The sequence below is a fragment of the Roseibium sp. SCP14 genome (assembly GCF_040329475.1).
Taxonomy (GTDB): Bacteria; Pseudomonadota; Alphaproteobacteria; order Rhizobiales; family Stappiaceae; genus Roseibium.
In genome coordinates, this window is record NZ_JBDZYH010000002.1 from 974,263 (window position 1) to 997,467 (window position 23,205).

The following is a 23,205-nucleotide window of genomic DNA, read 5'->3' on the forward strand; positions in this document are numbered from 1 at the left end:
AACGTTTGGGAGGAAACGGAATGCAGCGCAGTTTCACCAACATCCTGACCGAGGAGGTCGCCGCAACGGCGACCTTCTACGAGCAGCTCCTTGGATTGAAACCTCAATTTTCCTCGGATTGGTTCGTCAATCTCGCTGATCCCGATAATCCCGGCCTGGAGCTGGGCATCCTCCAACAAACCCATGACATCGTCCCGGCCGAAGCCCAACAGGCGCCGGCCGGGGTGATGCTCACTTTCGTGGTTGAAGATTGCGACGCAATCCATAAACGCGCGCTCGCTGCAAATGCGGACATCATCGAAGCTCCTCGAAAAATGCCCTATGGACAAAAGCGAATGATCTTGCAGGATCCAGCAGGAACCTTCGTCGACATAAGTTCGCCGGTTCAGGAATAGCGGTCGGAGCGGAAATTTAATTTGCGCTTCAAATTAATTGCGTTGGCAGAGATTCTGGCAATGCTTTGTATTTAAATTGATTTAAGCGCACCCGTCCCCCTTTCCATGCCGGAAAATCTTGATAGAACCACCGGGGATTGACGCACCGCAATACCGGTGACGTGATTATCGCGCTAGCCTGCAGCAGACCTGCACGGAACCGGACTCTTGGGAGACTATTGATGGCACGTATTACCCTTCGCCAGCTGCTTGATCATGCTGCCGAGAACGATTACGGCGTTCCGGCATTCAACATCAACAACATGGAACAGGCTCTGGCGATCATGGCCGCAGCCGACCAGACCGATTCCCCGGTCATCATCCAGGCTTCCCGCGGTGCGCGTGCCTATGCTCACGACGTCATGCTGAAGCACATGATGGACGCGGTCGTCGAGATCTACCCGCACATTCCGGTCTGCGTGCATCTGGACCATGGCAATGCGCCGCAGACCTGCATGACTGCCATTCAGGCCGGTTTCACATCTGTCATGATGGATGGCTCTCTTGAAGCGGACGGCAAGACCCCGGCCAATTGGGACTACAATGTCGGCGTGACCAAGACGGTAACCGACATGTCTCATCTCGGCGGCATCTCCGTTGAAGGCGAGCTGGGTGTTCTCGGCTCTCTGGAAACCGGTATGGGCGACAAGGAAGATGGCCACGGCGCTGAAGGCAAGCTCAGCCAGGAGCAGCTGCTGACCGACCCGGAAGAAGCTGTCAAATTCGTTCAGGAAACCAAGGTTGACGCGCTGGCAATCGCCATGGGCACCAGTCACGGCGCCTACAAGTTCACTCGCAAGCCGGACGGCGAAATCCTGGCGATGCATGTGATAGAGGAAATCCACCGTCGCCTGCCGAACACCCATCTGGTCATGCACGGTTCCTCCTCCGTGCCGCAGGACCTGCAGGACATCATCAACCAGTATGGCGGCGAGATGCCACAGACCTGGGGTGTGCCTGTCGAGGAGATTCAGCGCGGCATCAAGAACGGCGTCCGCAAGATCAACATCGACACTGACAACCGCATGGCCATGACCGGCCAGATCCGCAAGGTTCTGAGCGAAAATCCGGGCGAGTTCGACCCGCGCAAATACCTGAAGCCTGCCCGCGAAGCGATGCAGAAACTCTGCGTTGAGCGCCTGGAAGCCTTCAACACGGCTGGCCAGGCCTCCAAGATCAAGAAGGTTATCACGCTGGCGGAAATGGCAGCCCGCTATCAGGACGGCAGCCTGGATCCGAAAATCAGCTGATTCCTGCTTCTTGCAAGCGGATAGTTTCATTCACTTTATTGAAAGAGGGGCCTTGCGTCCCTCTTTCGCCGTCTTTAGGTCATGGACTGAGAATCAAACTGATCCAGGACTGCTGACCGTGAACCGCCCTCGCCTCTTCCTTGTGACACCGCCCGAGTTTGACGCCGTTGATCTGGCCGAGAAACTCAAAAAGGCCTTTGCCGGCGGAGATATTGCCTGTGTGCTGATTTATATGCCTGGTGCCGGCACCAAGGAGCTGCAGGCCGCATCGGACGTTCTGGTTCCCGTCATTCAGGAAGGCGGCGCTGCTGCTATCGTCTACCGGGATACGCAAGCTGCCGGACGAAGCGGCGCCGATGGCGTTCACGTCGACACGTCTCTTGATGACGTGAAACTTGCGGTGGAAAGTTTTCAGCCGGACCGCATCGTGGGAACCGGGGGCACAAAACTGAAACACGATGCCATGGAATGGGCTGAAACAGGCGTAGACTATATCTTCTTCGGGAAGCTGGATCTGGAAGAGAAGGAAAACGCTCATTCCAAGACTTTAACCGCCGCCGCATGGTGGGCGGAGCTCTTCGGAACCCCCTGCGTTGCCCTGGCAGGCAACACGATAGATACCCTGGGTGAAGCTGCAGCAACCGGCGCTGATTTTGTGGCGCTGAAAGATGCGGTCTGGAAGCCGGCGGCAGACATTTCCTCGATCATTTCAGAGGCAAACAGAATTCTGGATGCTTATCCATTTCCCGAAGTTGAATAATATTATTGAGACCGGAGCAGGATTGATGCGCAAGGACAAGACCAGCCCACGCGGAAAAAACTGGGCCGCAACTCTTCTTGCTGCAGCAACTCTTGCCGCGACATTTGAAGGAGTGGCATTTGCGCAGGAGACCGGCGCCGAAGCGCCTGCACCGGTCGAACTGCCGACAACGTCCAGTGCAGGGTCGCTCCCGGTTCTGGTTGATGTCACGACGCAAGACAAGACACTCCTGAGCATCGTGGACGCTGGTCCGCCCAAACTTGACGAGAGCGAGGAAGCCACTGCCGACACGGCTTACACCGCATTTCAACGCGGCTGGTTCCTGACCGCTCTTGGTCTTGCCACTCCATTGGCGGAAGATGGAGACCAGGCAGCCCAGGCGCTGCTGGGTGTATTGCACGAAGCCGGCCTCGGCATCGAACAGGACAAATCCAAGGCCGCCGACTGGTATGGCCTTGCCGCTGCAAAGGGTGATGCCGGATCTGCGATGCAGCTGGCACAGTTCTATCTTCTGGGTACTGGCGTCGACGTCGATAAGAAAAGGGCAGCCGATCTATTCGAACAGGCCGCCGACGCCGGCAACGCCTCTGCGCTGTACAATCTGGCTCTGCTCTATCAGGAAGGTGACGGCCGTCCATTCGACGAGGAAAAGGCGCGCGAACTTCTGGAAGAGGCAGCAAAACGCAATGATCCGGAAGCGCAATACGCTCTTGGCCTGTCTTTTCTCGAAGCACAGAGCGGTTTGAACGACCCGGGCCAGGGTGCGTTCTGGCTTGGCCGGGCGGCAAGACGCGGACACACGTCCGCTCAGGTCTATTACGGCATACTGCGCCACCAGGGCAAGGGCGTCGATCCGAACGAAACGGAAGCCGCCGACTGGTTCGAACGTGCCGCAACAGCCGGCAATCCGGTCGCGATGAACCGCCTTGCCCGTGTTTACGCCTATGGCCGAGGAAGGGAACAGGACTATGCGGCAGCCGCCGGATGGCACCTGATTGCCCGCACGCTCGGAGTTTCCGATTTGTCGCTGGACAGGATCGTTGAAAGTCTCGATGAAACCACCATGGAAGAGGCCCGGGAGCTGGCTGAGCAATATTCGGCCACATTGATGAAACCGACGGAAGATCCGGCCGCGGAATCTCCATAATCCTTCCACTTGCCGCGGCAAAAGCAGGAAGTTTGCCTTTTTTTCTTGAAACAGGGCCGCTTTTGTGGTGGACAGGCGCGAGCAAATTCCGGCGCACCAGTCTCCGCTGGCCGTAGCGCCGCTTAAGATCCAAACAAATCATAAAGTCGGTCGTTCCATGAAAATCAACGGTAACGAAATCAAGCCCGGTAACGTGCTTCAGCACCAGGACACGCTTTGGGCCGTCGTGAAAGTTCAGCACGTAAAGCCCGGCAAGGGTGGCGCGTTTGCTCAGGTCGAAATGAAAAACCTGCTCGATGGCCGCAAGCTCAACGAGCGCTTCCGCTCGGAAGACAAGGTCGAGCGCGTTCGTCTTGAGCAAAAGGACTTCCAGTACCTTTATACCCAGGACGACATGCTGATCTTCATGGATACGGAAACCTATGAGCAGCTGGAACTTCAGTCCGATTTCGTCGGCGACCGCGCCGCGTTCCTGCAGGACGGCATGATGGTCACCGTCGAGCTGCACGAAGAACGCCCGATCGGCATCACGCTGCCGCAGCACGTAACCCTGGAAATCAGTGAAGCCGACGCTGTTGTCAAAGGTCAGACCCAGTCTTCGTCTTACAAGCCTGCACTGATGGAAAACGGCGTGCGCGTGATGGTTCCGCCATTCATCACGGCTGGTGAAAAAATCATCGTGGACACCGGCACTCTGGAATATGTTCGCCGCGCGGACTGATCCACACAAAACCAAATCCGAATTGGTGCGCCCGGCCCGAACCGGGCAGCGCCCAACAACAAGTGACAATCTATGGCCCGCACAGCTCTCCTCAACGTGATGGTTCAAGCCGCGACCAAGGCCGGACGCAGTCTGGTCCGCGACTTCGGTGAAGTGGAAAATCTGCAGGTGTCCCGCAAGGGACCCGGTGACTTCGTTTCGGCCGCTGACCGCAAGGCCGAGGAGATCCTGCGCGGAGAGCTGACCAAGGCTCGCCCGACATTTGGCCTGGTCATGGAAGAAAGCGGCGAAGTCGAAGGTACCGACGGTCAGCACCGTTGGCACATTGATCCTCTGGATGGCACGACCAACTTTCTCCACGGCATTCCGATCTTCGCAACTTCCATTGCCCTGGAACGCGCCGGAGAGATCGTTGCCGGTGTCATTTACAATCCGGTCATGGACGAGCTCTACACCGCCGAGCGCGGCCGGGGAGCTTACATGAACGACCGTCGCCTTCGCGTGGCCGGCCGGATGGAACTTCCTGAAATGGTCTTCGGAACCGGCCTTCCCTTCATCGGCAAGGGAGATCACGGGCGCACCTTGCGCGAACTTCGCTACATCATGCCGGAAGTTGCCGGCATACGGCGCGCGGGCGCTGCGGCGCTTGACCTGGCCTGGACGGCGTCTGGCCGCCTCGATGGCTATTGGGAACGTAATCTCAACTCCTGGGACATTGCAGCCGGTCTTTTGATGGTAAAGGAAGCTGGCGGTTTCGTCAGCGATCTCGATGGCAAGAACAAGATGCTGGAAAATGGTGACGTCGTCGTCGGCAACGAGGACGCCCACAAGCACCTGCTACGCTTGCTGAAAAAGGCCGAAGCACCGGCCAAGGACTGAAATCTTTCATAAGTAGCAATTCGATAACCGGCGCCCTTGACTGAAGCGTCGGTTTTCGTGCTTTCCAGACCTATTTCAGCCCTGGGTTACGTTTAGAGGTTTCCAAGGTGTCAAAAATCACGCTATCAATCTGTTAGAGCACGTCTTGTTAATTTTGAACCATTTGATGGTGTCAAACCGGTTCAGCGGCCAGGCATGGTGCGAAGGGCGATGTATTTCATCGCACAAGTATCACAACGACGCCGATAGACTGGTTTGACACCACCCTCTTATAGAGAAAATGATCGATTAACAGATTGATGGGCCGGGCCGAATTGCCCTCTGGCTTCGTTGGGTCGCACTTATGGTGAGAAACACCATAGCGTGCAATCCGCCTTGCCAGCAGCCAATTCGACTCCGGTCAAATGCTTCAAAATTGGCAAGTCGTGCTCTGACCTCTGCAACAGGTGATTGATTGCGCAATATGGCCCGTGAATTTGACCCCTATAGCCTTTCCAGCCCGAGGGCGTATCTGACTTTCATGATCATCTTTCTGGTGATCGTTGCTTTTATCGCCTTTATTCTTTTCCCTCAGATATCGACTGCCTTCATGAGCAACCCGGGCCTTAACGGCCTGATTGTCTTCGTCGGTCTGTTCGGGGTCCTCTTGCTGTTCGGCCGGGTTATCCGGCTTTTCCCGGAAATTTCCTGGGTCAACAGTTTCCGGATGGGCGACCCGGCCCTCGATACACGCTCGCCTGTCCTGCTGGCTCCGATGGCGGCCTTGCTCGGCAACAAGGCCGGGGACATGGCGCTCACGCCGACAACGGCCCGCTCCATTCTCGATTCCATTGGCATGCGCCTCGAGGAATCGCGTGAAATGTCCCGCTACCTGACGGGTCTGCTCGTGTTCCTGGGACTGCTCGGCACCTTTTGGGGCCTGCTTCAGACCGTCAGTTCAGTCGGCGCCACCATCCAATCCCTTGATGTCGGCTCGGGCGATGCCAACGTGATATTCGAAGATCTCAAGGCTGGCCTCGAAGCTCCCCTTTCGGGCATGGGCACTGCGTTTTCGTCCTCCCTGTTCGGATTGACAGGCTCCCTCGTTCTTGGCTTTCTGGATTTGCAGGCCGGTCAGGCCCAGAACCGGTTCTACAACGAACTGGAAGACTGGCTTTCGACCGTCACCGATATCGATCCGGAAGACGCAACATTCGCTGCGCCGGAGTCCTCCGGTGTCGAACAGATCCAGGCTTCTATCCAGTCATTGCAAAAGAGCATGGAAGAGGGCAGCAGCAAGAACGCCAACCAGGCCATGGCAAACCTTGCCGAAGGTATTCAGGGCCTGGTCAAGCATGTGCGTTCCGAGCAGCAAATGATGCGCGACTGGGCTGAATCGCAAGGCGATCAGCAAAAGCGGATCGAGGGTCTGTTGACTTCGATCGCCTCAGCCTTCGACCGCGCCAAGGAGTAGAACATGGCTGGTGGACTAGCCGGACTTCGCGCCCGCCGCCGCGCTCAATCGACGGACTACTGGCCTGGTTTCGTAGACGCCATGGCGACGCTCCTGCTCGTCATTATTTTCCTGCTGTCGATCTTCATGATCGCGCAATTCTTCCTGTCGCAGCAGCTTTCCGGCCGCGACACGGTCCTGAACCGGTTGAACGCACAGATCAGCGAGCTGACCGAACTGCTTGCGCTGGAGCGGGCAACTTCCGGCGAGCTTGAAGACACAATCCTCGGCCTCCAGGCCAGCCTCAGCGATGCTGAGGCAGAACAGACGCGCCTGCTTGGATTGCTGGAGAGCAGTTCCGGCGCCGCCGATGCCGCCGGTGGCCGGGCGAGCCGCCTGGAAAATCTGCTGGACGACGAAAAGCAGGTAAGCCAGGAAGCCCTTGCCCAGGTGGAACTGCTCAATCAGCAGATCGCAGCACTCAGACGCCAGATCGCAGCGGCCAATGCCGCGTTGGAGGCCTCCGAGGCCAAGGAAGCCGAAAGCCAGGCCAAGATTGCCAGCCTTGGCCGCAGGCTTAATGCCGCTCTTGTCCAGCGCGTTCAGGAGCTTTCACGGTATCGGTCCGATTTCTTCGGCCGCCTCAGGGAAATTCTCTCGCAACGCTCCGACATATCCGTTGTCGGCGACCGCTTCGTTTTCCAATCCGAAGTGCTTTTCGATTCCGGCTCGGAAGACATCAATCCGGCCGGACAGACGGAGCTCGACAAGCTGGCTGACGCGATCCAGGAACTGAGCGTTCAGATCCCGGATGAAATCAACTGGGTTCTGCGCGTTGACGGTCATACGGACGCCCGCCCACTTTCCGGCACCGGCCGCCTGCGCAACAACTGGGAACTTTCAGCGGCACGCGCGATTTCCGTTGTGCGTTACCTGATTGAAAAAGGTGTCGATCCGAAACGCCTGGTGGCCGCTGGCTTTGGTGAGTTCCAGCCCCTCGAGGAAGGGGAAACTCCCGACGTTCTGGCTCGAAACCGGCGCATCGAACTAAAGCTGACGGAACGCTGACGCTTCAAAAATCAATCAGGGCACGGGCAAACGGGACATTACAATGCAGTTCGAATATGCAACCGTCCTGATCGCGTCAGCCTTGGGCCTTGTCCATATCGCCAGCGCGTCTTTTGCCTTCAAGGCCCAGGTCGGCCACAGGTATACGATCGGAGCACGCGACGAGGACCTGGTCCCGGAAGGTGTCGCCGGACGGCTGAAACGTGCGCAGCTCAATTTCCAGGAAACATTCCCCATTCTGATCGCACTGGTCCTGGTGCTCGATCACGTTCAGGGGTTTGACGACCTTAGCATGTTCGGCGCCGCCGCTTATCTGCTTGGACGCCTTCTGTTTCTGCCGCTCTACGCACTTGGCGTGCCACTTTACCGAACTCTGGCCTGGAAACTGGCGACAGGTGGCCTGGTGTTGCTCGGTGTCTCCGCCTTTATCTGAAATCCATCAGGCAAATCAATCAACACCAGAACTCCAAAACGAAAATTCCCGCGGAAAAACACCTTCAGAAGCATTTCCGCACTCCAGTGAGTGCAGACAACGAGGACATGGACAGGGTCAAAACATGCAACTGCTCAAAGGTCATTGGCAGCTGATCGTGATCACCGGGCTTCTGTTCCTGCTCTGGAACACACCGGTCGTCATCCCTTTGAAAATCCTGATTGTCTTCCTGCATGAGTTGTCCCATGCACTCGCCACTCTTTTGACTGGCGGTTCCGTCGTTGACCTTTCGCTGTCACCTCAGCAAGGCGGTCACGTCATCTCGCGTGGTGGTAACCGGTTTATCGTGCTTTCCGCCGGATATCTCGGCTCGCTTCTCCTCGGTGTCGTGCTGCTGGTAATTGCGGTTCAAACCAAGATGGACCGGCTCGCCGTCGCTCTGTTCGGCGTCGTCACTCTCTTGATCACGGCCTTTTACATTCGGGATCTGTTTCCATTTGTCTTTTGTTCGGTCACCGGCTTGGGATTGCTCGCCGCCGCGCGGTACCTTGACCGCCGCATCAACGATCTGCTGCTGCGCGTAATCGGATTGGCAAGCATGATCTATGTCCCCTACGACATTTTCGACGACACGATCAGACGATCGGGCGTCCGCTCGGACGCCTTCATGCTTTCGGAAGAATTTGGCGGACCTACTCTGTTCTGGGGCGGATTGTGGCTTGTTCTGAGTCTCGCGGTCATCGTCTTGTGCGCTAAACACGGACTGGGTCAGAACAGCAATCTCACGTTCAGCAAACACCGCTCACGCAACAGGCGGGCCCGGTTCAGCAAGGATAGCCAGAAATGATCCTCATGGAGCCTCCTTCCGCGCTGCGACTGTTTCTTGTCATGCAAGGGTCGATCGTCCCGCAGATTGTCAGCAAGATCATTTCCGTGGCAGTGCTGTCCGGCCTTGTACTGCTGCTCGACAGGCATGTGGTTTCGCTTCCGCGCATACCGATTGCTGCCATGGGGGTCTTCGGCATTGCGCTGTCTCTGTTTCTCGGCTTCCGCAATAACGCCGCCTATGATCGATGGTGGGAAGCGCGCCGGTTGTGGGGCGCATTGATTGGCGACGTCCGGAACCTGGCCCGGCAACTGGCGCTTTTCAACATCAAGACCTCGGACCGTGACTACATACTGTCGAACGTTGTCGCCTTCGCTCACTTGCACAAGGCCTTTTTACGCAAGCAAGATGCGCAAGACGATCTATCCGAATGGATGGACAGCGCAATGGCCAACAAATTGTGTCAGACCCGCAATCCCGCCGACGCCGCGCTAAGAAGCATAACCCACCGGCTTGCAGATCTTGCACAGGCAGGTGACCTCAGCGGCTATGGTCAGATGACGATTTCACAGACCATGTCCGCACTGGCAAATGCCCAGGCGGGCTGCGAACGAATTGCGATGACACCGTTGCCATTCGTGTATTCGCTGCTTATCCGCCGTACGACCTATCTCTACTGTTTCCTGCTGCCATTTGCCCTGATTGGAGCAACAAGCTGGTTTACCCCTGTCTTCGCTGCCATTGTCGCCTATGTCTTCTTTGGCCTGCAGGCGGTGACGAACGAGTTGGAACACCCTTTTTCCAATGTTCAGAACGGATTGCCGCTGGATGCGATGTGCCGGGTGATCGAGATTTCCGCCGCCGAAGCTTCCGGCCGTGTCCCGCCGGAACCACTGACACCCAAAAACCATGTACTGACCTGACACACTTATGTGCGGTTGGTCTTGAGATCCGCCAAAGCATTGTTTCGTTCGTCGTCAAAACCCGCCGATCCAGTAAAAGCACGACAGGGCAACCAGAAGCCAGAGACCCATGACCAACCAATAGCCAACCGGCTCTTCCGACCGGCGAAAAGCACGGTGCAACCAGACTGTTCCGGTGAAAAGATCAAGAATCACCCAGCCAAGAAGCAGGAAACCCAGGAATGTCGTCCAATGCATGTTGCACTCCCAACTCAGTCCGAAACCTGCAGCCGGCTCAGAATACTGCGATGAAACCAGCGGATGGGATCTTCGGCGCCAGGGCCGAGAGAAAGCGGTCCCAACTCGAATGCCGGTGATTGCAGACCTTGCTGAACCTTCTCGCAGATCCACACATCCTCTGTCTGAAAGTCTCCTGTTTCCAGCGGGTGCCTGGTCCAGTTATCTGACGAGATGATCCCGGTTTTCTTGTCGAAGCCCTGAATGTATTTGCGCTCATCCAGCGACTGCCAGGGACCGACCCAGTGGCGGATCGTCAATCGTGTCGTTGAAGCCGACGTTGGTTTCAGTGCCGTGATCGACAACCCGTAAGGTGTCGGCACGACAAGCGTGAGTGGAAAGAGGAAATATACCCCGCCAAACCCGGCCTGCTGCGCACTCTTGATCGTGCCGATCTTGCCATTTTCGTCGCGGATCTTTTTCGGCAACCGGTGACGCACGCCCTCCTCGTTCGCGTACCAGATCATGTGATCGCCGGCTTGCTCCCAGACATTCTTGTCCGGCGTCGGGCCGCCGAGTGTCTGTTCATGCAGATAGGCAAGGTGATACCCGTCGATGGCGTTTTCCGCGAAGACCTTCCAATTGCATTTCACGTCGTAGACCAGAGGCACCGCTTCCCTGACATCGGATGCATAGAGATCATGCGGCCAGGCCTGGTCAGCGATCGGGGCAATCCAGTCGTCGAAATTCGCATTGGGATCCGGGTTGACGAAGACGAGGCCTTTGAAAATGCCCAGGCCCGCAGGTTTCAAACCGAGTTTCGATCGCTCAAGATCCGGAAAACAGGTCTGTTTGTCGGGCACACCGCGCAACTCACCTGCCAGCCCGTAGGTCCAGCGATGATAGGGGCAAACGATCGACTTGCCGATATTGCCGCCATTTCCATCAAACAGCGTGGCGCCCCTGTGACGACAGACATTATGCACCGCGCCCAGGTCACCATCCTTGTTCCGGACCACTGCGATGGGAAAGCCGCCGATTTCGACAGCCTTGTAGTCACCGGCTTCCTTGAAGTCGCTGGTAATACCGGCAAAACACCAGGCATTCAGGAACAACTGATCCACTTCCCGCTCGTGCCAAACAGGATCTATATAGGCCTCACGACCAAGACGATGGAGTTCCGTCATAGTTCCTTCCCCAGAGCCGTGACCAGCATGAGTGCAGCCTTCTTGGAGGCCTCTATGAATTGCGCCGAAACACCGATCGGATAGAGCGCTTCAACGTTGAAGTAGATACCGGTGATTCCCGCGCCGGCGGCCGTTATCTGCTCTTTCGAGGCATGTGGGTACTCCCGTACAAACTCATTCTCGATTTGCTCGACGAAGTCTTCCAGCCATTCCCGCAACCTGCGGGCCAACTCGCTGTCATCCGGTGCCCCGGCGCTCAGGGCATTGAAGACCTGCACCAGGCGCGGGTTGGCGTAACGCGGATCGAACAACAGGTCGACAAGCACACTCAACCGGTTTTCGCCCGGTAGATAGGACAATAGCGAAGCCATGGAAGCCCGACTTTGAGAAAGAAATCGTTCAATCAGCGCAGCCAGAAGATCTTCCCGGTTACCGACATTGTGCCGGATGAGCGGGCGCGCGAGGCCGGCAACCTCCGCCACCTTGGCGAGGGTCGCGCCCTCAAGACCATAACGCGCCACACAGGTTTCAAACGCGTCCAGGATCTGTTCTCTGCGGTCATCCTTAATGTCCGGACGAGCCAATTTTGCCTCCAAATAGATTTTCAATGTTGACAATCTAATCGCACGAGCTCATTTAATTGTCAACTTTGATAATTTTGGAGAGCACCTTGCAAACCTTGCTCAGCCCTATCAGCCCGACATGGCTGGAACAGTTGGAGATCTTCATCGACGACTGGTTCTTTGTCATCGCACTCGGTTTCCTGACCTTCGAACTGATCCGGTACTGGATCTACAAGCGGCTAAGCTGGACGCTGATCGGTGATACGGTCACGAATTACATCACCCTGGCCATGTTCATCGGGCTGACGATCTTTTTTCTCGGCGCGTTCTATGTTGCGACGTTCTACTACGTTTGGCAGTTTGCGATTTTCGATATTGAGATCAACTGGATAACAGTGCTTGTCTGCATCGTTCTTGCCGATCTCGTCTACTACTGGGAACACCGGTTCATGCACCGGGTGAATTTCGGCTGGGCGACCCATTCGGTTCACCATTCCTCGCCGTTCTTCAATATTTCCGTTGCTTACCGCTTCGGGCCGATGGATTCGTTCTGGCCCGTCTTCTTCCATCTTCCGCTAGTTCTACTCGGCTTCAACCCGATGGTCGTCCTGTTCGCGGAAGTTGTCGTTCAGGTCTATCAGACTGCTCTTCACACCGAAGCGGTCGGCAAGCTGCCGCGTCCGGTTGAGGCGGTCATGAACACACCATCCCATCACCGGGTTCACCATGGCTCAAACCCGGCCTATCTCGACAAGAACTACGCCGGAATCTTCATCATCTGGGACAGGATGTTCAACACATTCGCGGAAGAACGAGAGAAGGTGGCTTACGGCCTCACGCGCCCCATCAATTCCGTCAACCCGCTGGTCGCCTTCCTGCATGGCTTCTATCGCCTAGGCAAGGAGGTCTGGCAGATGCCCGGACTGCTCAACAAGGTAGGCGTGCTGATAAATCCTCCCGGGTGGCAGCCGACCAGGAAAAACAACACATCCACCAAGTAACGCGGAGTTTCAAATGCCCACAATGCGTCAACGTATCACCGCCCTTTGTGTGAGCGCCGGTATCATTATCGGTGGTGCATGGATGGCAAGCCAGGTTCCGGTCGTGGAAGCGGAAGAAGCAAAGGCTGGAACCATGCCTGGCCTTGAAGTCACCGTTGATGGCGTACGCAACGGCAACGGCCAGGTGATCGTTCTCATCATGGATAACCGGGATGCCTTCAAGGCCTATGATTACGAGGCCGCTGTCGGATACCACGAGATACCTGCGTCGACAGGCGCTATTCAAGCCTTCTTTCCCGACCTCAACTCTGGCCCCTACGCCGTGGTCGCTTTTCACGACGAGAACGGAAACCGGGATCTGGACATGAACGGGCAGGTTCCAAGCGAAGGTTACACCGTTTCGGGAGCCCGGGACGCTTACGACGAACCTCCCTTCAAACGGGCCGCCTCCAGTGATCAGAAGCAAACCGTTCGGTTGTTCTACCTGAAGTAACCAGCTCAACGGCAGTTTCTTCACGCCAGAGACGATATCGTCGCTCCACCCGGCCATGGGCACATATCCATCTTCGGATGGATTGTGCCACCGAGCCAGGACAATTAGGCTTTGACCGTCGCTCGCGTTGCAGCGATCACAGCGTGCCGGGAAGGCAGCCCCAGGCGCTCCAGAATTGCGTGAACATGATCTTTGACGGTGGCAACGCTAATACCGAGCACTTCTGCAATCGCCCGATTGGACTGTCCGGCGATCACCAGTTCGGCCACTTCCCTCTGACGGGGTGTAAGGGGTGAAAGCAGATCTTTGGTGGAAACCTGCTCGACCACCGTCACAAGAGGCGCTCCGATCAACCGGCTCGCCTCCAGATCAATCTTCAATTGCTTTCCGGACGCGGCCAATGGCGCCAGAGCATCCAGGACCCCTGGTGGTATCGGTGCCTGTGGCTTCTCGCGCAGATCAGTCAGCGCCGACGACAGGGCTTTCAGTACCTCGGGATCGACAGACATCTAGAAGGAACCCTCCATGAGCATGATGCCATTAGAAATCACCAATTTCTTCCTTGCAATGCAGGCGGGTCCTTCCGGCCTGGAAATTCTCGGCTCGGTCTTTGCGGAAGATGCCGAATACGCGGAGCCGTTTTCAGGTCAACCTGAACCCCACAAAGGACGGAAAGCCATTCTGCAAGCCTTTGCGGAAAGCAGGACGGATGCTTTTGATGACGCTGTCATCAACCTGAGATCCGTCGAAGTTTCCAACGAAACGATCACCGTGAAATGGACCTGCTACTCGCAGGCAATTCCTGGCGGAAGCGGCAGCGGGACGAACGTATTCAAAATTTCAGGCGGCCGGATCGTCTCACTGGTGACGACGCTCGACCCGGCATGAAAAAGGCCGCCAGCGACATCCGCTGGCGGCCTTTTTCAAATTTGCATACGAGCAGCAGACTTACTTGTTTTCTTCGCTGCCCTCTTCGGCCGCTCCAGCCTCTTCAGCCTCGCCTGCCTCTTCAGCTTCGCCTGTCTCTTCAGCTTCGCCAACTTCTTCAGCTGCGATGTCAAAAGATACGGTGGCTTCTTCGGTCTCTGCTTCTTCGCTCTCGCTCTTCAACGAGTTCAATTTGGCAAAGACAGCATCGGCGTCGATTTCTTCCTCTTCCTCACGCTTGATCGGAGTGCTCGGATCAAGCGAGAAAGCCGCTGCGATTGCATCTTCGCTGGTGGTATCTTCGACCGGCATCAGCGTTTCGACAGGCTCACCAACCATTGGCTGCGGAGCGTTCTTCGCAGCTTTCTCAACTTCCATGTCCAGCTCAAGCTGGCTGCAGAGGCTGAGAGTAACCGGATCAGAGGGTGTCAGGTTCGCGGAATTCCAATGGGTGCGTTCCCGGATGGCTGCAATTGTCGGCTTGGTTGTTCCGACCAGGCGCATGATCTGCGCATCCTTGAGTTCAGGATGGTTGCGCACCAGCCAGAGAATCGCGTTCGGACGGTCCTGACGACGAGATACCGGTGTGTAGCGCGGCCCCTTGCGCTTGGATTCCGGCACAACGACCTTCGACCCCTGCAGCTTCAGCTGATAGTTAGGGTCGTTCTGAGCCTTTTCGACTTCTTCGCGCGTCAGCTGGCCGGTCAGAATCGGGTCGAGCCCTTTGATCCCCTGCGCAGCTTCGCCGTCGGCAATTGCCTTTACTTCAAGCGGGTGCAGTTTGCAGAAAGAAGCAATCTGCGTGAAGCTCAGTGCGGTGTTGTCTACGAGCCAGACGGCGGTTGCCTTCGGCATAAGCGGCGTGTTCGCCATCGGATAAATTCCTCTCGTCTGCTCCCCCGCCCGGCGGGGCGAAAAAGCGGTGTTCCATCTCTGTTTCACGGGAAGTGGCGGGAATATAAGCCGAACGTCGCGGAAACGCAAATGGAGTCACACATTCCTCTTTCCGCGACGCAACATTGCGATCTGACTCACTCCATGGTCAGGACGATTTTCCCAATATGGCCAGAGCTTTCCATCCGTTTGTGCGCCTCTGCAGCCTGAGTGAAAGGGAAGGTTGAATCCATGACCGGACCGACTTTGCCCGATTCGATCAGAGGCCAGACCTTGTCTTCGAGGCTTTGGGCAATCGCCGTTTTGAATGCGTCGCTTCTCGGCCGCAAGGTCGAACCGGTATGCGTCAGACGTTTTACCATCAGGCGCGAAAAATTTACGTTCTCAGCAATTCCGTTAAGCGTCGCAATCTGGCAGATCCGCCCTTCAACCGCGGCCGCCTTCCAGTTTCGCTCGACGTAATCGCCGCCGACCATGTCCAGGATAACATCGACCCCTTTTCCGTCCGTCAGCTCCAGGATTGTCTTTTCAAAAGCCTGGTCTCGATAATTGATGACATGATCCGCTCCAAGTTTACGAACCGCCTGAGCCTTTTCGTCCGACCCGACTGTGGTGAACACCTCCGCTCCAAAGGCCTTGGCGAGCTGAACTGCCGTGGTGCCGATTCCGGAGGTTCCACCATGAACCAGAAACCGTTCTCCACTCGAGAGGCCGCACCGGTCGAACACATTCGTCCAGACGGTAAAGAACGTTTCAGGCAAGGCGGCCGCCTCGATGACGGACAGACTTTGAGGTATCGGAAGCGCGTGCCCGCCCGGCACCTTGCAATAGGTCGCATAGCCGCCGCCTGGAGCAAGCGCGGTGACCATGTCTCCAACCTTGTGCCTCTTCACGTCCTTGCCGCAGAAGACCACTTCGCCGGCAACTTCCAGGCCCGGAAGGTCCGAAGCGCCCTTCGGCGGAGGATATGCCCCCTTCCGCTGCAACACGTCCGGCCGGTTAACGCCAGCCGCGACCACCCGAATCAGAATTTCGTGAGGATCGACCACTGGCATGGCGCGCGTTTCTGATTTCAGGACCTCCGGCCCACCCGGTTCGGAAATCGCTATCGCTGACATGCTTTCCGGCAGGTTCTGCATGAAGAGCATTCCTTCTGGTTCATTTTGAGACTGGTCACCACCCGGCAACTGGTAGCCTTGACGGTTTAACCTATATTGAGTGCGCAGTCAGACTATGAGAATGAAAACAGATCACACAAGCGCTCCTTTCAGATAGAGCGCATCAGACCTCAGGGAGCCGGACAATGAGCCTTTTTGACGATGACGCCCCCAAAAAACCCGCGCAGGGCGCGATCACGGTTGGTGAGGATCTGTCCCGTCTGTCGGAATCGGAGTTAACCGAGCGCATCGAAGCGCTGAACGAAGAGGTTAACCGTACCCGGCTGGAACTGGAGCAGCGCGGCAATATTCGCGATGCTGCAAATTCATTTTTCCAGAAATAACCTTGTTATTTGTAGCAAGGTTAACAACAAATGCGAATATCTGCCGCACAGTTAGGTAAACGAGGTAGGTAAATTTTTACTCGTTTACCTCTCGTTAATCTTTCCAAAGTATAAATTTATGCATCCAGTCATCTGGATGTGAGTGGCTCCTGTCCACTCTGTTTGACGCCTCCCTGTTAAAGACTTCTGAGCCGCAACCGTGCGGCTCTTTTTTTTGACCGCGCCTCATAGTATCTTATTGAAGTTCCGGCAAAAGCCGCTTTCTGCCAATCTGGCATACAGCTTGCAAAGCTATCGGCATGAGGAGCCGTTTCGTTCCAAAAAGGAACACCTGGCAAGGGATGTCTTATCCCGGGACAGGTCAGTAATAAAGAAACGGGTCAAACTGGAAGAGTAACTGAGGCGTAGTAATCCCATGACGGAAGAAACAAAAAAAGCCGTTGGTCCTGTTGGTGCCGTTCACATCGCGCATCACCTTGCCAATTCCGACAACTTCCAGAACCTGTTTCAGGAAGGCATGTCCCTGGTTGAGGAAACTGCCACCTATCTTGACGGCAGCGGACGCGACGAAGCCAAGCAACTGCCCCGTCCGGCTTCACTTGCATACGCCACCGAATCCATGCGCCTGACGACCCGTTTGATGCAGCTGGCGTCCTGGCTGTTGCTGCAACGCGCCGTCAACGAGGGTGAAATGTCCCGCGAACAGGCCGGCAGCGAAAAGAACAAGGTTCGCCTCGACAAGCTTTCCAGTTCCACCGGCGGCCCATCCTGGGACGAACTTCCGGCAACCCTGCGCGATCTGATCGAGCGTTCCACACGGCTTCAGGAGCGTGTCGTGCATCTGGACAAGATGCTTTATCGCAAGGATGCCGAAGAACACATCGAAGAAGCCACCAACGACAATCCGGTCGCCTCCCAGATCAGTCAGTTGCACGCCGCCTTCGGCAAGCTCGGCTAAGACTGCCGACACTCTTCTTTCACGGAAGCCGCCGCAAGGCGGCTTTTGTTTTTCCCGGCCCGAGTTTTCATCATTCTCTGCTGACCGGAAGAACATCAGCGATACGACAGGGAACAGTCGAAGGATCGACGACTTGTTTCATTTGCAGACAACAAAAAACCCGGCCAAAGGCCGGGTTTTTCGATAAGAAGCTGTTGCTAAGGTTATTAGGAACCCAGGAAACCAGCGAACTTGTTCTTGAAGCGGGACACACGGCCGCCGCGGTCCATCAGCTGACGGTCACCGCCAGTCCATGCCGGGTGAGACGTCGGGTCGATGTCCAGCTGCAGGGTGTCGCCTTCCGCACCATATGTGGAGCGGGTGGTGAATTCGGTACCATCGGTCATGACGACCTTGATGGTGTGGTAGTCGGGATGGATATCCGCTTTCATGGCCGATCCTTTCAAGCGCGTTGAGCTTCTTTCCGGGAAAGTCGCTACGCCAGCGCAAAACGAAGTAAAGGGCCGCCGATCCGGTTGCGGACGCCGCCCTCAGAAACATGAAGCGGGGATATACCCTAAGGCGACAGGCAAGACAAGGGGCAAAATCCTGCAATTCCTGTTTGGCTTCGATCAAGGAATTGCAGTCGGAAATCTGTCACATCGCAATAAACCGGCCATCAACCTTAAAGCCATTGTGCGATTGCCGGAACATGATAAAGACGGAGCCGACAAAGATCTGGCTGGTAGGAATGATGAGGAGAGCCATCTTGGCTGACACCCCTGCTGCAAGTGCAAACACCGATCAGAATAAATCCCGCAGGTCCCTAAGGCCGCTAACCCGGCTGTTGCCTTACCTTTTGAAACACAAAGGCATGGTGTCGGCAGCGGTCGCGGCTCTGTTTTCCGCGGCAATCATCACACTGATCTTGCCGGCAGCCGTGCGCAGGATGATCGATTTCGGCTTTGGTGCCGATGACCCTGCACTGGTGAACTCGTACTTTATTGTCCTGATCGGTGTCGTCTGCGCCTTGGCTACCGCAAGCGCCACACGCTATTTCCTGGTAATGTGGATCGGTGAGCGAGTGGTCGCGGAAGTCCGTTCTGATGTGTTTGCACACATGACACGGCTCAGCCCTTCATTTTACGACAGCGCCAAATCCGGCGAGATCCTGTCGAGACTGACCGCGGACACAACCCAGATCAAGGCGGCGTTTGGCTCCAGCGCATCTCTCGCGATGCGCAATTTTCTGATGTTTGCCGGGGCCTCCGTAATGATGGTGGTCACCAGCCCGCGACTTTCGGTCATCGTTCTGGCCGCCATCCCGGTTATCCTTGTCCCGGTGCTGGGCTTTGGAAGACAGGTGCGCAAGCGTTCGCGCTTTGCGCAGGACACTCTGGCCAGTGCCTCGGCCTATGCCAGCGAAATGCTCGGTTCGGTCAGAACCCTTCAGGCCTTTACCCATGAACGCCTCAGCTCTGACAAATACAGCTCCGCGATTGAAACTGCATTTCAGGCGGCCCGTAAGGCAATCCTGGCGCGCGCGGCCCTGACCGGCTTTGCCATTTGTGTGATCGGTGCCAGCATCGTTGCAGTCCTTTGGATCGGTGCAAGCGATGTCTTTGCCGGAAGAATTACCGGCGGTGAATTGAGCCAGTTCCTGCTCTATTCCATTCTGGCAGCAGGATCCCTGGCAGCACTCTCGGAGGTCTGGGGCGAACTCTCACAGGCGGCTGGGGCGGCAGAACGCCTGTCCGAACTTCTGGAAGTCCAACCGGAAATCAGCGCTCCGGCCAACCCGGTCAAGCTTCCCGAAAGAACTCGAGGCAACATTTCCTTCAACGATGTCTCGTTTGCTTACCAGAACAGCAAGAACATGCCCGTTGTCCGGGACCTGACCCTCGAGGTTTCTCCTGGCGAAACCGTTGCCGTTGTCGGCCCGTCCGGCGCTGGCAAGTCCACCCTGTTCAGCCTGTTGATGCGCTACTACGATCCGAACTCGGGCATTGTTCGCCTGAACGGTGTCGAGCTTTCCAAACTCGATCCGGAAGACCTGCGCCGGCACATTGCGCTTGTTCCCCAGGACACCGCAATTTTTGGTGCGTCCATTGCCGAAAACATCGCCTACGGACAGCCGGATGCGAGCCGGGAGGACATTGTTGCCGCCGCCAAGGCGGCCCTCGCCGCTCCCTTCATTGAGGCGATGCCTGATGGATACGACACCATGGTCGGCGAACGCGGCATCACACTTTCAGGCGGACAGCGCCAACGGATCGCGATTGCAAGGGCTGTTTTGAAAAGCGCACCCGTTCTGCTCCTCGACGAAGCCACAAGTGCCCTGGACGCTGAAAGCGAGAACCTGGTGCAACAGGCACTCGATCGCCTGATGCAGGATCGCACGACCCTGGTGATCGCCCACAGGCTTGCAACCGTTCTGAAGGCCGACCGGATCGTTGTCATGGAAGACGGGCGGATCGTGGAATCGGGAACTCACGCCGAACTCAGCGCGGCAGGAGGGCTCTACGCCAAACTTGCCCGGCTGCAATTCGGCGCCGAAGAGCAAAAAGAGACGGCGTAGCCGCCGTCTCTTTGATCAATCATGAAATTTCCGGGCTACCCACCACCATTGCGGCAAAGCTCAGCGCATGCTGAGACCCGAGAGCCAGACTTGCTGGCTCAGCTGTCATCCGGCACGGCAACGGTGTAGTTCAGAGGCAGGCGTCCGCCGTCGGCGAAAATCGTCTGCCCGGTAACGTATCCGGCATCACTAGACGCCAGAAAGGCTGCCACACCGGCAATCTCCGCCGGCTCACCGATCCGCAGCATCGGCGTACGCGACAGGACGCGATTTTTCGCAGCCGGGTCGCTGTTCACGGTGGCCAGCATTTCGGTCATGATCGAGCCTGGCCCGATTGCATTCACCCGGATGCCGTATTGCGCGAGCGACAGAGCCGCCGTCTTGGTCAGCTGCGTCATGCCGCCCTTGGAGACGCAGTAGGGAATCTGATTCGGGATTGCGACAACTGAATTGATCGACGACATGTTGATGATGCAGCCCGGTTCGCCGCCATTTTCAACTTTTTCAACCATGTGCCGGGCAACTGCCTGCGAGCACAGAAACGCTCCTTTCAGGTTCACCGAAAGAACGCGGTCGAAGTCTTCTTCTTCAACCTCAAGAAAATCGCCACCGGCTACGATTCCGGCATTGTTCACCAGGATATCGATATCGCCAAATGCATTCAGGGTTTCAGCGACCAAGTTCCGGACATCGAGACGCTCGGAGACATTGCAGTGAATATAGAGCACGTCACCCAGGCTCTTGAGTTCCTCGGCCGCTTCTTCTCCTGTTGTGTCGTCCACATCGGCGATAACGACCTTGGCGCCATCCATGACAAATCGCTTGGCAACGGCAAATCCGATCCCACGCGCTGCGCCCGTAATGATGGCGACCTTATTCTCCAAAGACACGAAAAACCTCACGGCTGCTAAAGAAATCTGAAGCCGCGTAACAAACGCGGGCCGCCACGCGGCGGCCCGACATTAGTGTGCAAAATTGACGCTGTCGATGCCTTCTGAAGACCTCCAGTAACGTCACCTCATTTGATCAAGCCGAAATCCCATGTGATTTCAAGGCGTCACTGATTTCGTCCAAGATTGCCGGATCGTCGATCGTTGCCGGCATCTTGTAGCTCTCGCCATCTGCGATCTGGCGCATGGTTCCCCGAAGGATCTTGCCGGAGCGTGTCTTGGGCAAACGGTCGACTGTGATCGCGATCTTGAAGGCGGCCACGGGGCCGATTTTCTCGCGCACCAGTCTCACCAGTTCCTTTTCGATTTCGTCATGTGAGCGCTCGACCCCTGCCTTCAGAACCACGAAGCCGCAGGGCAGCTGCCCCTTCAACTTGTCGGCAATTCCGATAACCGCGCATTCCGCGACATCCGGATGGGTCGCCAGGACTTCCTCCATGCCACCGGTGGAGAGCCGGTGTCCTGCAACGTTGATGATGTCATCCGTCCGCGCCATGATCGACAGGTAGCCGTCATCGTCGATCACTCCGGCATCTGCCGTCTTGTAGTACCCGGGGAACTCGGCAAGATATGCGTCGAAGAAGCGCTGATCGGCATTCCAGAGCGTCGGCAGACAGCCCGGCGGCAAGGGAAGTTTTACAACGATGTTGCCCAGCGTGTTCGCACCGAGCGGATGACCGGCATCGTCCAGAACCTGGACATCGTATCCGGGCATCGGCACTGTCGGAGATCCCGGTTTGACTGGCAACTGCCCAAGGCCGAGCGGATTGCCGACCATGCACCAACCGCTTTCCGTTTGCCACCAATGGTCAATCACCGGCACCTGCAGTTGATCAATCGCCCAGTTGACCGTTTCCGGGTCGGCCCTTTCCCCGGCCAGGAACAGAGACCGGTAGGTGGAAAGGTCGTACCTCTTGATCAGCTCACCATTCGGATCTTCCTTGCGGATCGCCCGGAATGCTGTCGGTGCCGTGAAGAGAGAAACGACCTTGTGGTCGGAGATGACGCGCCAGAAAACACCGGCATCGGGGGTTCCGACCGGCTTGCCTTCGAACACAACCGTCGTGCAGCCATGCAGAAGCGGGGCATAGCAAATGTAGGAGTGGCCGACGACCCAGCCGACATCGGACGCCGCCCAGAAAACTTCACCTGGCTGAACATCATAGAGATTGGACATCGTCCATTTCAGCGCGACCATATGGCCGCCGTTGTCCCTGACCACACCCTTGGGCTGTCCAGTCGTACCGGAAGTGTAAAGGATGTAGAGCGGATCCGTTGCCTTGACCGGCACGGGAGCGACTTTGCGCCCTTCCGCCTTTGCTTCGTCGGTCAGGCTTCCGAGATCAAAATCACGGCCGTCGATCAGGCCCGCCTCCTGCTCCTCTCGCTGAAACACCAGGCAACATTCCGGCTTGTGCGTCGAAAGGCTGATCGCCTCGTCAAGCAGCGGCTTGTAAGCGATGACGCGTCCCGGTTCGATACCGCAGGAAGCCGCGATGATCGCTTTTGGAGATGCATCGTCAATTCGGGTTGCCAGTTCATTGGCGGCAAAGCCGCCGAAGACCACTGAATGAATGACACCAAGGCGAGCGCAGGCCAGCATTGCCATCACTGCCTGCGGGATCATCGGCATATAGATGATCGCCCGATCGCCTTTTTCCAGTCCCCTGTCTTGCAGAACGGCCGCGAACGCCTCGACTTCCTCAAGGAGCTCCGCGTAAGTGTAGGTCGCAGTCTTGCCGGTGATCGGGCTGTCGTAGATCAGTGCAGGCTGCCCGGGACGACCGCGCTCGACATGCCTGTCCAGACAGTTGTAGCTGGTGTTGCATTCCCAGTCGGGGAACCACCGGCCATACTGCCCCTGATCGGGATCAAAAACCCTGTCGGTGGTTGAAATCCAGTCGATCTCCGAGGCTGCAGCCTTCCAGAATCCTTGCGGATCGTCCTTCCAGCCCTGATAGACTTCGTGATAGCGGCTTGCCATGAAATGTCCTCCCAAACAGCCAGTCCGGCCTTTGGTCCACAGAGTGCTGTAAGGGCAGGAGAAATTGCAAGCCTTCCCGCGTTATCAATTTGGAGGTCGGG

At 56.8% G+C, this 23,205-nt stretch carries 26 protein-coding genes and 1 pseudogene; 18 read left to right on the forward strand and 9 right to left on the reverse strand.

Annotated elements, in window-relative coordinates:
- The first annotated feature begins 20 nt into the window (after window positions 1-20).
- From ABLQ08_RS11720 to ABLQ08_RS11770, 11 genes are all read left to right on the forward strand, one after another.
- Complete coding sequence (locus tag ABLQ08_RS11720) at window positions 21-395, forward strand: VOC family protein (RefSeq protein ID WP_352942095.1); 375 nt, start codon at window positions 21-23, stop codon at window positions 393-395.
- Window positions 396-616: 221 nt separating this feature from the next.
- Window positions 617-1,684: a class II fructose-bisphosphate aldolase gene (fba, locus tag ABLQ08_RS11725; RefSeq protein WP_352942098.1), complete on the forward strand. Its 1,068-nt coding sequence runs from the start codon at window positions 617-619 to the stop codon at window positions 1,682-1,684.
- A 118-nt stretch (window positions 1,685-1,802) separates the two neighbouring features.
- Window positions 1,803-2,444, forward strand: coding sequence for a thiamine phosphate synthase (locus tag ABLQ08_RS11730; protein ID WP_352942101.1), 642 nt, complete (start codon window positions 1,803-1,805; stop codon window positions 2,442-2,444).
- Between the two features lie 25 nt (window positions 2,445-2,469).
- On the forward strand, window positions 2,470-3,591 hold the full coding sequence (locus ABLQ08_RS11735; RefSeq protein ID WP_352942103.1) for a tetratricopeptide repeat protein: 1,122 nt from the start codon (window positions 2,470-2,472) through the stop codon (window positions 3,589-3,591).
- 157 nt (window positions 3,592-3,748) lie between these two features.
- A complete protein-coding gene (efp, locus tag ABLQ08_RS11740) occupies window positions 3,749-4,312 on the forward strand; it encodes an elongation factor P (protein WP_094074798.1) in 564 nt (187 codons plus the stop codon).
- Window positions 4,313-4,384: 72 nt separating this feature from the next.
- Window positions 4,385-5,191, forward strand: coding sequence for an inositol monophosphatase family protein (locus tag ABLQ08_RS11745; protein WP_352942105.1), 807 nt, complete (start codon window positions 4,385-4,387; stop codon window positions 5,189-5,191).
- A gap of 463 nt (window positions 5,192-5,654) precedes the next feature.
- Complete coding sequence (locus ABLQ08_RS11750) at window positions 5,655-6,644, forward strand: flagellar motor protein MotA (protein ID WP_352942108.1); 990 nt, start codon at window positions 5,655-5,657, stop codon at window positions 6,642-6,644.
- A gap of 3 nt (window positions 6,645-6,647) precedes the next feature.
- Window positions 6,648-7,691, forward strand: a complete 1,044-nt coding sequence (locus ABLQ08_RS11755) for a peptidoglycan -binding protein (protein WP_352942109.1) — start codon at window positions 6,648-6,650, stop codon at window positions 7,689-7,691.
- A 43-nt stretch (window positions 7,692-7,734) separates the two neighbouring features.
- Window positions 7,735-8,124, forward strand: coding sequence for an MAPEG family protein (locus ABLQ08_RS11760; RefSeq protein ID WP_352942112.1), 390 nt, complete (start codon window positions 7,735-7,737; stop codon window positions 8,122-8,124).
- A gap of 124 nt (window positions 8,125-8,248) precedes the next feature.
- Window positions 8,249-8,971, forward strand: coding sequence for a M50 family metallopeptidase (locus ABLQ08_RS11765; protein WP_352942114.1), 723 nt, complete (start codon window positions 8,249-8,251; stop codon window positions 8,969-8,971).
- Window positions 8,968-9,873: a bestrophin family protein gene (locus ABLQ08_RS11770; protein WP_352942117.1), complete on the forward strand. Its 906-nt coding sequence runs from the start codon at window positions 8,968-8,970 to the stop codon at window positions 9,871-9,873. The genes ABLQ08_RS11765 and ABLQ08_RS11770 overlap by 4 nt, the downstream gene beginning before the upstream one ends.
- 54 nt (window positions 9,874-9,927) lie before the next feature.
- On the opposite strand, the gene ABLQ08_RS11775 is transcribed toward ABLQ08_RS11770, so the two are convergent.
- Genes ABLQ08_RS11775 through ABLQ08_RS11785 form a run of 3 tightly spaced genes read right to left on the reverse strand, consistent with a single transcriptional unit; the run spans window position 9,928 to window position 11,860 of the window.
- Entirely contained in the window at window positions 9,928-10,110 is a 183-nt protein-coding gene (locus tag ABLQ08_RS11775; RefSeq protein WP_352942120.1) for a hypothetical protein, read from the reverse strand.
- Window positions 10,111-10,124: 14 nt separating this feature from the next.
- Window positions 10,125-11,276, reverse strand: a complete 1,152-nt coding sequence (locus tag ABLQ08_RS11780; RefSeq protein WP_352942122.1) for an aromatic ring-hydroxylating oxygenase subunit alpha — start codon at window positions 11,274-11,276, stop codon at window positions 10,125-10,127.
- Window positions 11,273-11,860, reverse strand: a complete 588-nt coding sequence (locus tag ABLQ08_RS11785) for a TetR/AcrR family transcriptional regulator (RefSeq protein WP_352942124.1) — start codon at window positions 11,858-11,860, stop codon at window positions 11,273-11,275. The genes ABLQ08_RS11780 and ABLQ08_RS11785 overlap by 4 nt, the downstream gene beginning before the upstream one ends.
- Window positions 11,861-11,946: 86 nt before the next feature.
- Between ABLQ08_RS11785 and ABLQ08_RS11790 the strand changes: the two genes are divergently transcribed.
- Window positions 11,947-12,840 carry a sterol desaturase family protein gene (locus ABLQ08_RS11790; RefSeq protein ID WP_352942126.1) on the forward strand — a complete coding sequence of 298 codons (894 nt, stop codon included), beginning with the start codon at window positions 11,947-11,949 and terminating at the stop codon, window positions 12,838-12,840.
- 13 nt (window positions 12,841-12,853) lie between these two features.
- Window positions 12,854-13,333 carry a DUF2141 domain-containing protein gene (locus tag ABLQ08_RS11795; RefSeq protein WP_352942128.1) on the forward strand — a complete coding sequence of 160 codons (480 nt, stop codon included), beginning with the start codon at window positions 12,854-12,856 and terminating at the stop codon, window positions 13,331-13,333.
- 104 nt (window positions 13,334-13,437) lie between these two features.
- Here the strand turns inward: ABLQ08_RS11795 and ABLQ08_RS11800 are convergent, their stop codons facing one another.
- Window positions 13,438-13,842: a LuxR C-terminal-related transcriptional regulator gene (locus ABLQ08_RS11800; RefSeq protein WP_352942131.1), complete on the reverse strand. Its 405-nt coding sequence runs from the start codon at window positions 13,840-13,842 to the stop codon at window positions 13,438-13,440.
- Window positions 13,843-13,858: 16 nt separating this feature from the next.
- Here ABLQ08_RS11800 and ABLQ08_RS11805 point away from each other — a divergent pair, with 16 nt between their 5' ends.
- Complete coding sequence (locus ABLQ08_RS11805; protein WP_352942133.1) at window positions 13,859-14,221, forward strand: nuclear transport factor 2 family protein; 363 nt, start codon at window positions 13,859-13,861, stop codon at window positions 14,219-14,221.
- A gap of 186 nt (window positions 14,222-14,407) precedes the next feature.
- Here the strand turns inward: ABLQ08_RS11805 and ABLQ08_RS11810 are convergent.
- Window positions 14,408-15,133 (reverse strand): annotated as a pseudogene (locus ABLQ08_RS11810) (DUF1013 domain-containing protein); the annotation flags it as partial.
- 158 nt (window positions 15,134-15,291) lie between these two features.
- Window positions 15,292-16,293 carry an NAD(P)H-quinone oxidoreductase gene (locus tag ABLQ08_RS11815; protein WP_352942136.1) on the reverse strand — a complete coding sequence of 334 codons (1,002 nt, stop codon included), beginning with the start codon at window positions 16,291-16,293 and terminating at the stop codon, window positions 15,292-15,294.
- A gap of 164 nt (window positions 16,294-16,457) precedes the next feature.
- Here ABLQ08_RS11815 and ABLQ08_RS11820 point away from each other — a divergent pair, with 164 nt between their 5' ends.
- Together ABLQ08_RS11820 and ABLQ08_RS11825 are read left to right on the forward strand one after the other, a co-directional pair.
- The gene (locus ABLQ08_RS11820) at window positions 16,458-16,655 is read left to right on the forward strand and encodes a DUF1192 domain-containing protein (protein ID WP_352942139.1); all 198 of its coding nucleotides are present in this window, start codon (window positions 16,458-16,460) and stop codon (window positions 16,653-16,655) included.
- A gap of 415 nt (window positions 16,656-17,070) precedes the next feature.
- The gene (locus tag ABLQ08_RS11825; protein WP_352942141.1) at window positions 17,071-17,613 is read left to right on the forward strand and encodes a DUF1465 family protein; all 543 of its coding nucleotides are present in this window, start codon (window positions 17,071-17,073) and stop codon (window positions 17,611-17,613) included.
- Between the two features lie 206 nt (window positions 17,614-17,819).
- On the opposite strand, the gene rpmE is transcribed toward ABLQ08_RS11825, so the two are convergent.
- Complete coding sequence (gene rpmE / locus ABLQ08_RS11830) at window positions 17,820-18,044, reverse strand: 50S ribosomal protein L31 (RefSeq protein WP_008196026.1); 225 nt, start codon at window positions 18,042-18,044, stop codon at window positions 17,820-17,822.
- On the opposite strand from rpmE, the gene ABLQ08_RS11835 reads away from it, so the two are divergent.
- Together ABLQ08_RS11835 and ABLQ08_RS11840 are read left to right on the forward strand one after the other, a co-directional pair.
- Window positions 18,043-18,369: a hypothetical protein gene (locus tag ABLQ08_RS11835; protein ID WP_352942145.1), complete on the forward strand. Its 327-nt coding sequence runs from the start codon at window positions 18,043-18,045 to the stop codon at window positions 18,367-18,369. The two genes, rpmE and ABLQ08_RS11835, sit on opposite strands and share 2 nt — an antisense overlap.
- Complete coding sequence (locus ABLQ08_RS11840) at window positions 18,347-20,170, forward strand: ABC transporter transmembrane domain-containing protein (protein WP_417714909.1); 1,824 nt, start codon at window positions 18,347-18,349, stop codon at window positions 20,168-20,170. Before ABLQ08_RS11835 ends, ABLQ08_RS11840 begins: the two co-directional genes overlap by 23 nt.
- Before the next feature lie 98 nt (window positions 20,171-20,268).
- Here ABLQ08_RS11840 and ABLQ08_RS11845 read toward each other — a convergent pair whose 3' ends face one another.
- Window positions 20,269-21,060 (reverse strand): SDR family NAD(P)-dependent oxidoreductase, encoded by a 792-nt coding sequence (locus ABLQ08_RS11845; RefSeq protein ID WP_352942149.1) that lies wholly within the window; start codon window positions 21,058-21,060, stop codon window positions 20,269-20,271.
- A gap of 136 nt (window positions 21,061-21,196) precedes the next feature.
- Window positions 21,197-23,104 carry a propionyl-CoA synthetase gene (locus ABLQ08_RS11850; RefSeq protein WP_352942152.1) on the reverse strand — a complete coding sequence of 636 codons (1,908 nt, stop codon included), beginning with the start codon at window positions 23,102-23,104 and terminating at the stop codon, window positions 21,197-21,199.
- Window positions 23,105-23,205 lie beyond the last annotated feature (101 nt).

What these genes read in the sequence shown, in the direction of transcription:
- ABLQ08_RS11720 (WP_352942095.1), top strand. Translation starts at nt 21, where the DNA reads ATGCAGCGCAGTTTCACCAACATCCTGACCGAGGAGGTCGCCGCAACG.
- fba (WP_352942098.1), top strand. Translation starts at nt 617, where the DNA reads ATGGCACGTATTACCCTTCGCCAGCTGCTTGATCATGCTGCCGAGAAC.
- ABLQ08_RS11735 (WP_352942103.1), top strand. Translation starts at nt 2,470, where the DNA reads ATGCGCAAGGACAAGACCAGCCCACGCGGAAAAAACTGGGCCGCAACT.
- efp (WP_094074798.1), top strand. Translation starts at nt 3,749, where the DNA reads ATGAAAATCAACGGTAACGAAATCAAGCCCGGTAACGTGCTTCAGCAC.
- ABLQ08_RS11745 (WP_352942105.1), top strand. Translation starts at nt 4,385, where the DNA reads ATGGCCCGCACAGCTCTCCTCAACGTGATGGTTCAAGCCGCGACCAAG.
- ABLQ08_RS11750 (WP_352942108.1), top strand. Translation starts at nt 5,655, where the DNA reads ATGGCCCGTGAATTTGACCCCTATAGCCTTTCCAGCCCGAGGGCGTAT.
- ABLQ08_RS11755 (WP_352942109.1), top strand. Translation starts at nt 6,648, where the DNA reads ATGGCTGGTGGACTAGCCGGACTTCGCGCCCGCCGCCGCGCTCAATCG.
- ABLQ08_RS11760 (WP_352942112.1), top strand. Translation starts at nt 7,735, where the DNA reads ATGCAGTTCGAATATGCAACCGTCCTGATCGCGTCAGCCTTGGGCCTT.
- ABLQ08_RS11765 (WP_352942114.1), top strand. Translation starts at nt 8,249, where the DNA reads ATGCAACTGCTCAAAGGTCATTGGCAGCTGATCGTGATCACCGGGCTT.
- ABLQ08_RS11770 (WP_352942117.1), top strand. Translation starts at nt 8,968, where the DNA reads ATGATCCTCATGGAGCCTCCTTCCGCGCTGCGACTGTTTCTTGTCATG.
- ABLQ08_RS11775 (WP_352942120.1), bottom strand. Translation starts at nt 10,110, where the DNA reads ATGCATTGGACGACATTCCTGGGTTTCCTGCTTCTTGGCTGGGTGATT.
- ABLQ08_RS11780 (WP_352942122.1), bottom strand. Translation starts at nt 11,276, where the DNA reads ATGACGGAACTCCATCGTCTTGGTCGTGAGGCCTATATAGATCCTGTT.
- ABLQ08_RS11795 (WP_352942128.1), top strand. Translation starts at nt 12,854, where the DNA reads ATGCCCACAATGCGTCAACGTATCACCGCCCTTTGTGTGAGCGCCGGT.
- ABLQ08_RS11800 (WP_352942131.1), bottom strand. Translation starts at nt 13,842, where the DNA reads ATGTCTGTCGATCCCGAGGTACTGAAAGCCCTGTCGTCGGCGCTGACT.
- ABLQ08_RS11805 (WP_352942133.1), top strand. Translation starts at nt 13,859, where the DNA reads ATGAGCATGATGCCATTAGAAATCACCAATTTCTTCCTTGCAATGCAG.
- ABLQ08_RS11815 (WP_352942136.1), bottom strand. Translation starts at nt 16,293, where the DNA reads ATGCAGAACCTGCCGGAAAGCATGTCAGCGATAGCGATTTCCGAACCG.
- ABLQ08_RS11820 (WP_352942139.1), top strand. Translation starts at nt 16,458, where the DNA reads ATGAGCCTTTTTGACGATGACGCCCCCAAAAAACCCGCGCAGGGCGCG.
- ABLQ08_RS11825 (WP_352942141.1), top strand. Translation starts at nt 17,071, where the DNA reads ATGACGGAAGAAACAAAAAAAGCCGTTGGTCCTGTTGGTGCCGTTCAC.
- ABLQ08_RS11835 (WP_352942145.1), top strand. Translation starts at nt 18,043, where the DNA reads ATGGCCGATCCTTTCAAGCGCGTTGAGCTTCTTTCCGGGAAAGTCGCT.
- rpmE (WP_008196026.1), bottom strand. Translation starts at nt 18,044, where the DNA reads ATGAAAGCGGATATCCATCCCGACTACCACACCATCAAGGTCGTCATG.
- ABLQ08_RS11840 (WP_417714909.1), top strand. Translation starts at nt 18,347, where the DNA reads ATGAGGAGAGCCATCTTGGCTGACACCCCTGCTGCAAGTGCAAACACC.
- ABLQ08_RS11850 (WP_352942152.1), bottom strand. Translation starts at nt 23,104, where the DNA reads ATGGCAAGCCGCTATCACGAAGTCTATCAGGGCTGGAAGGACGATCCG.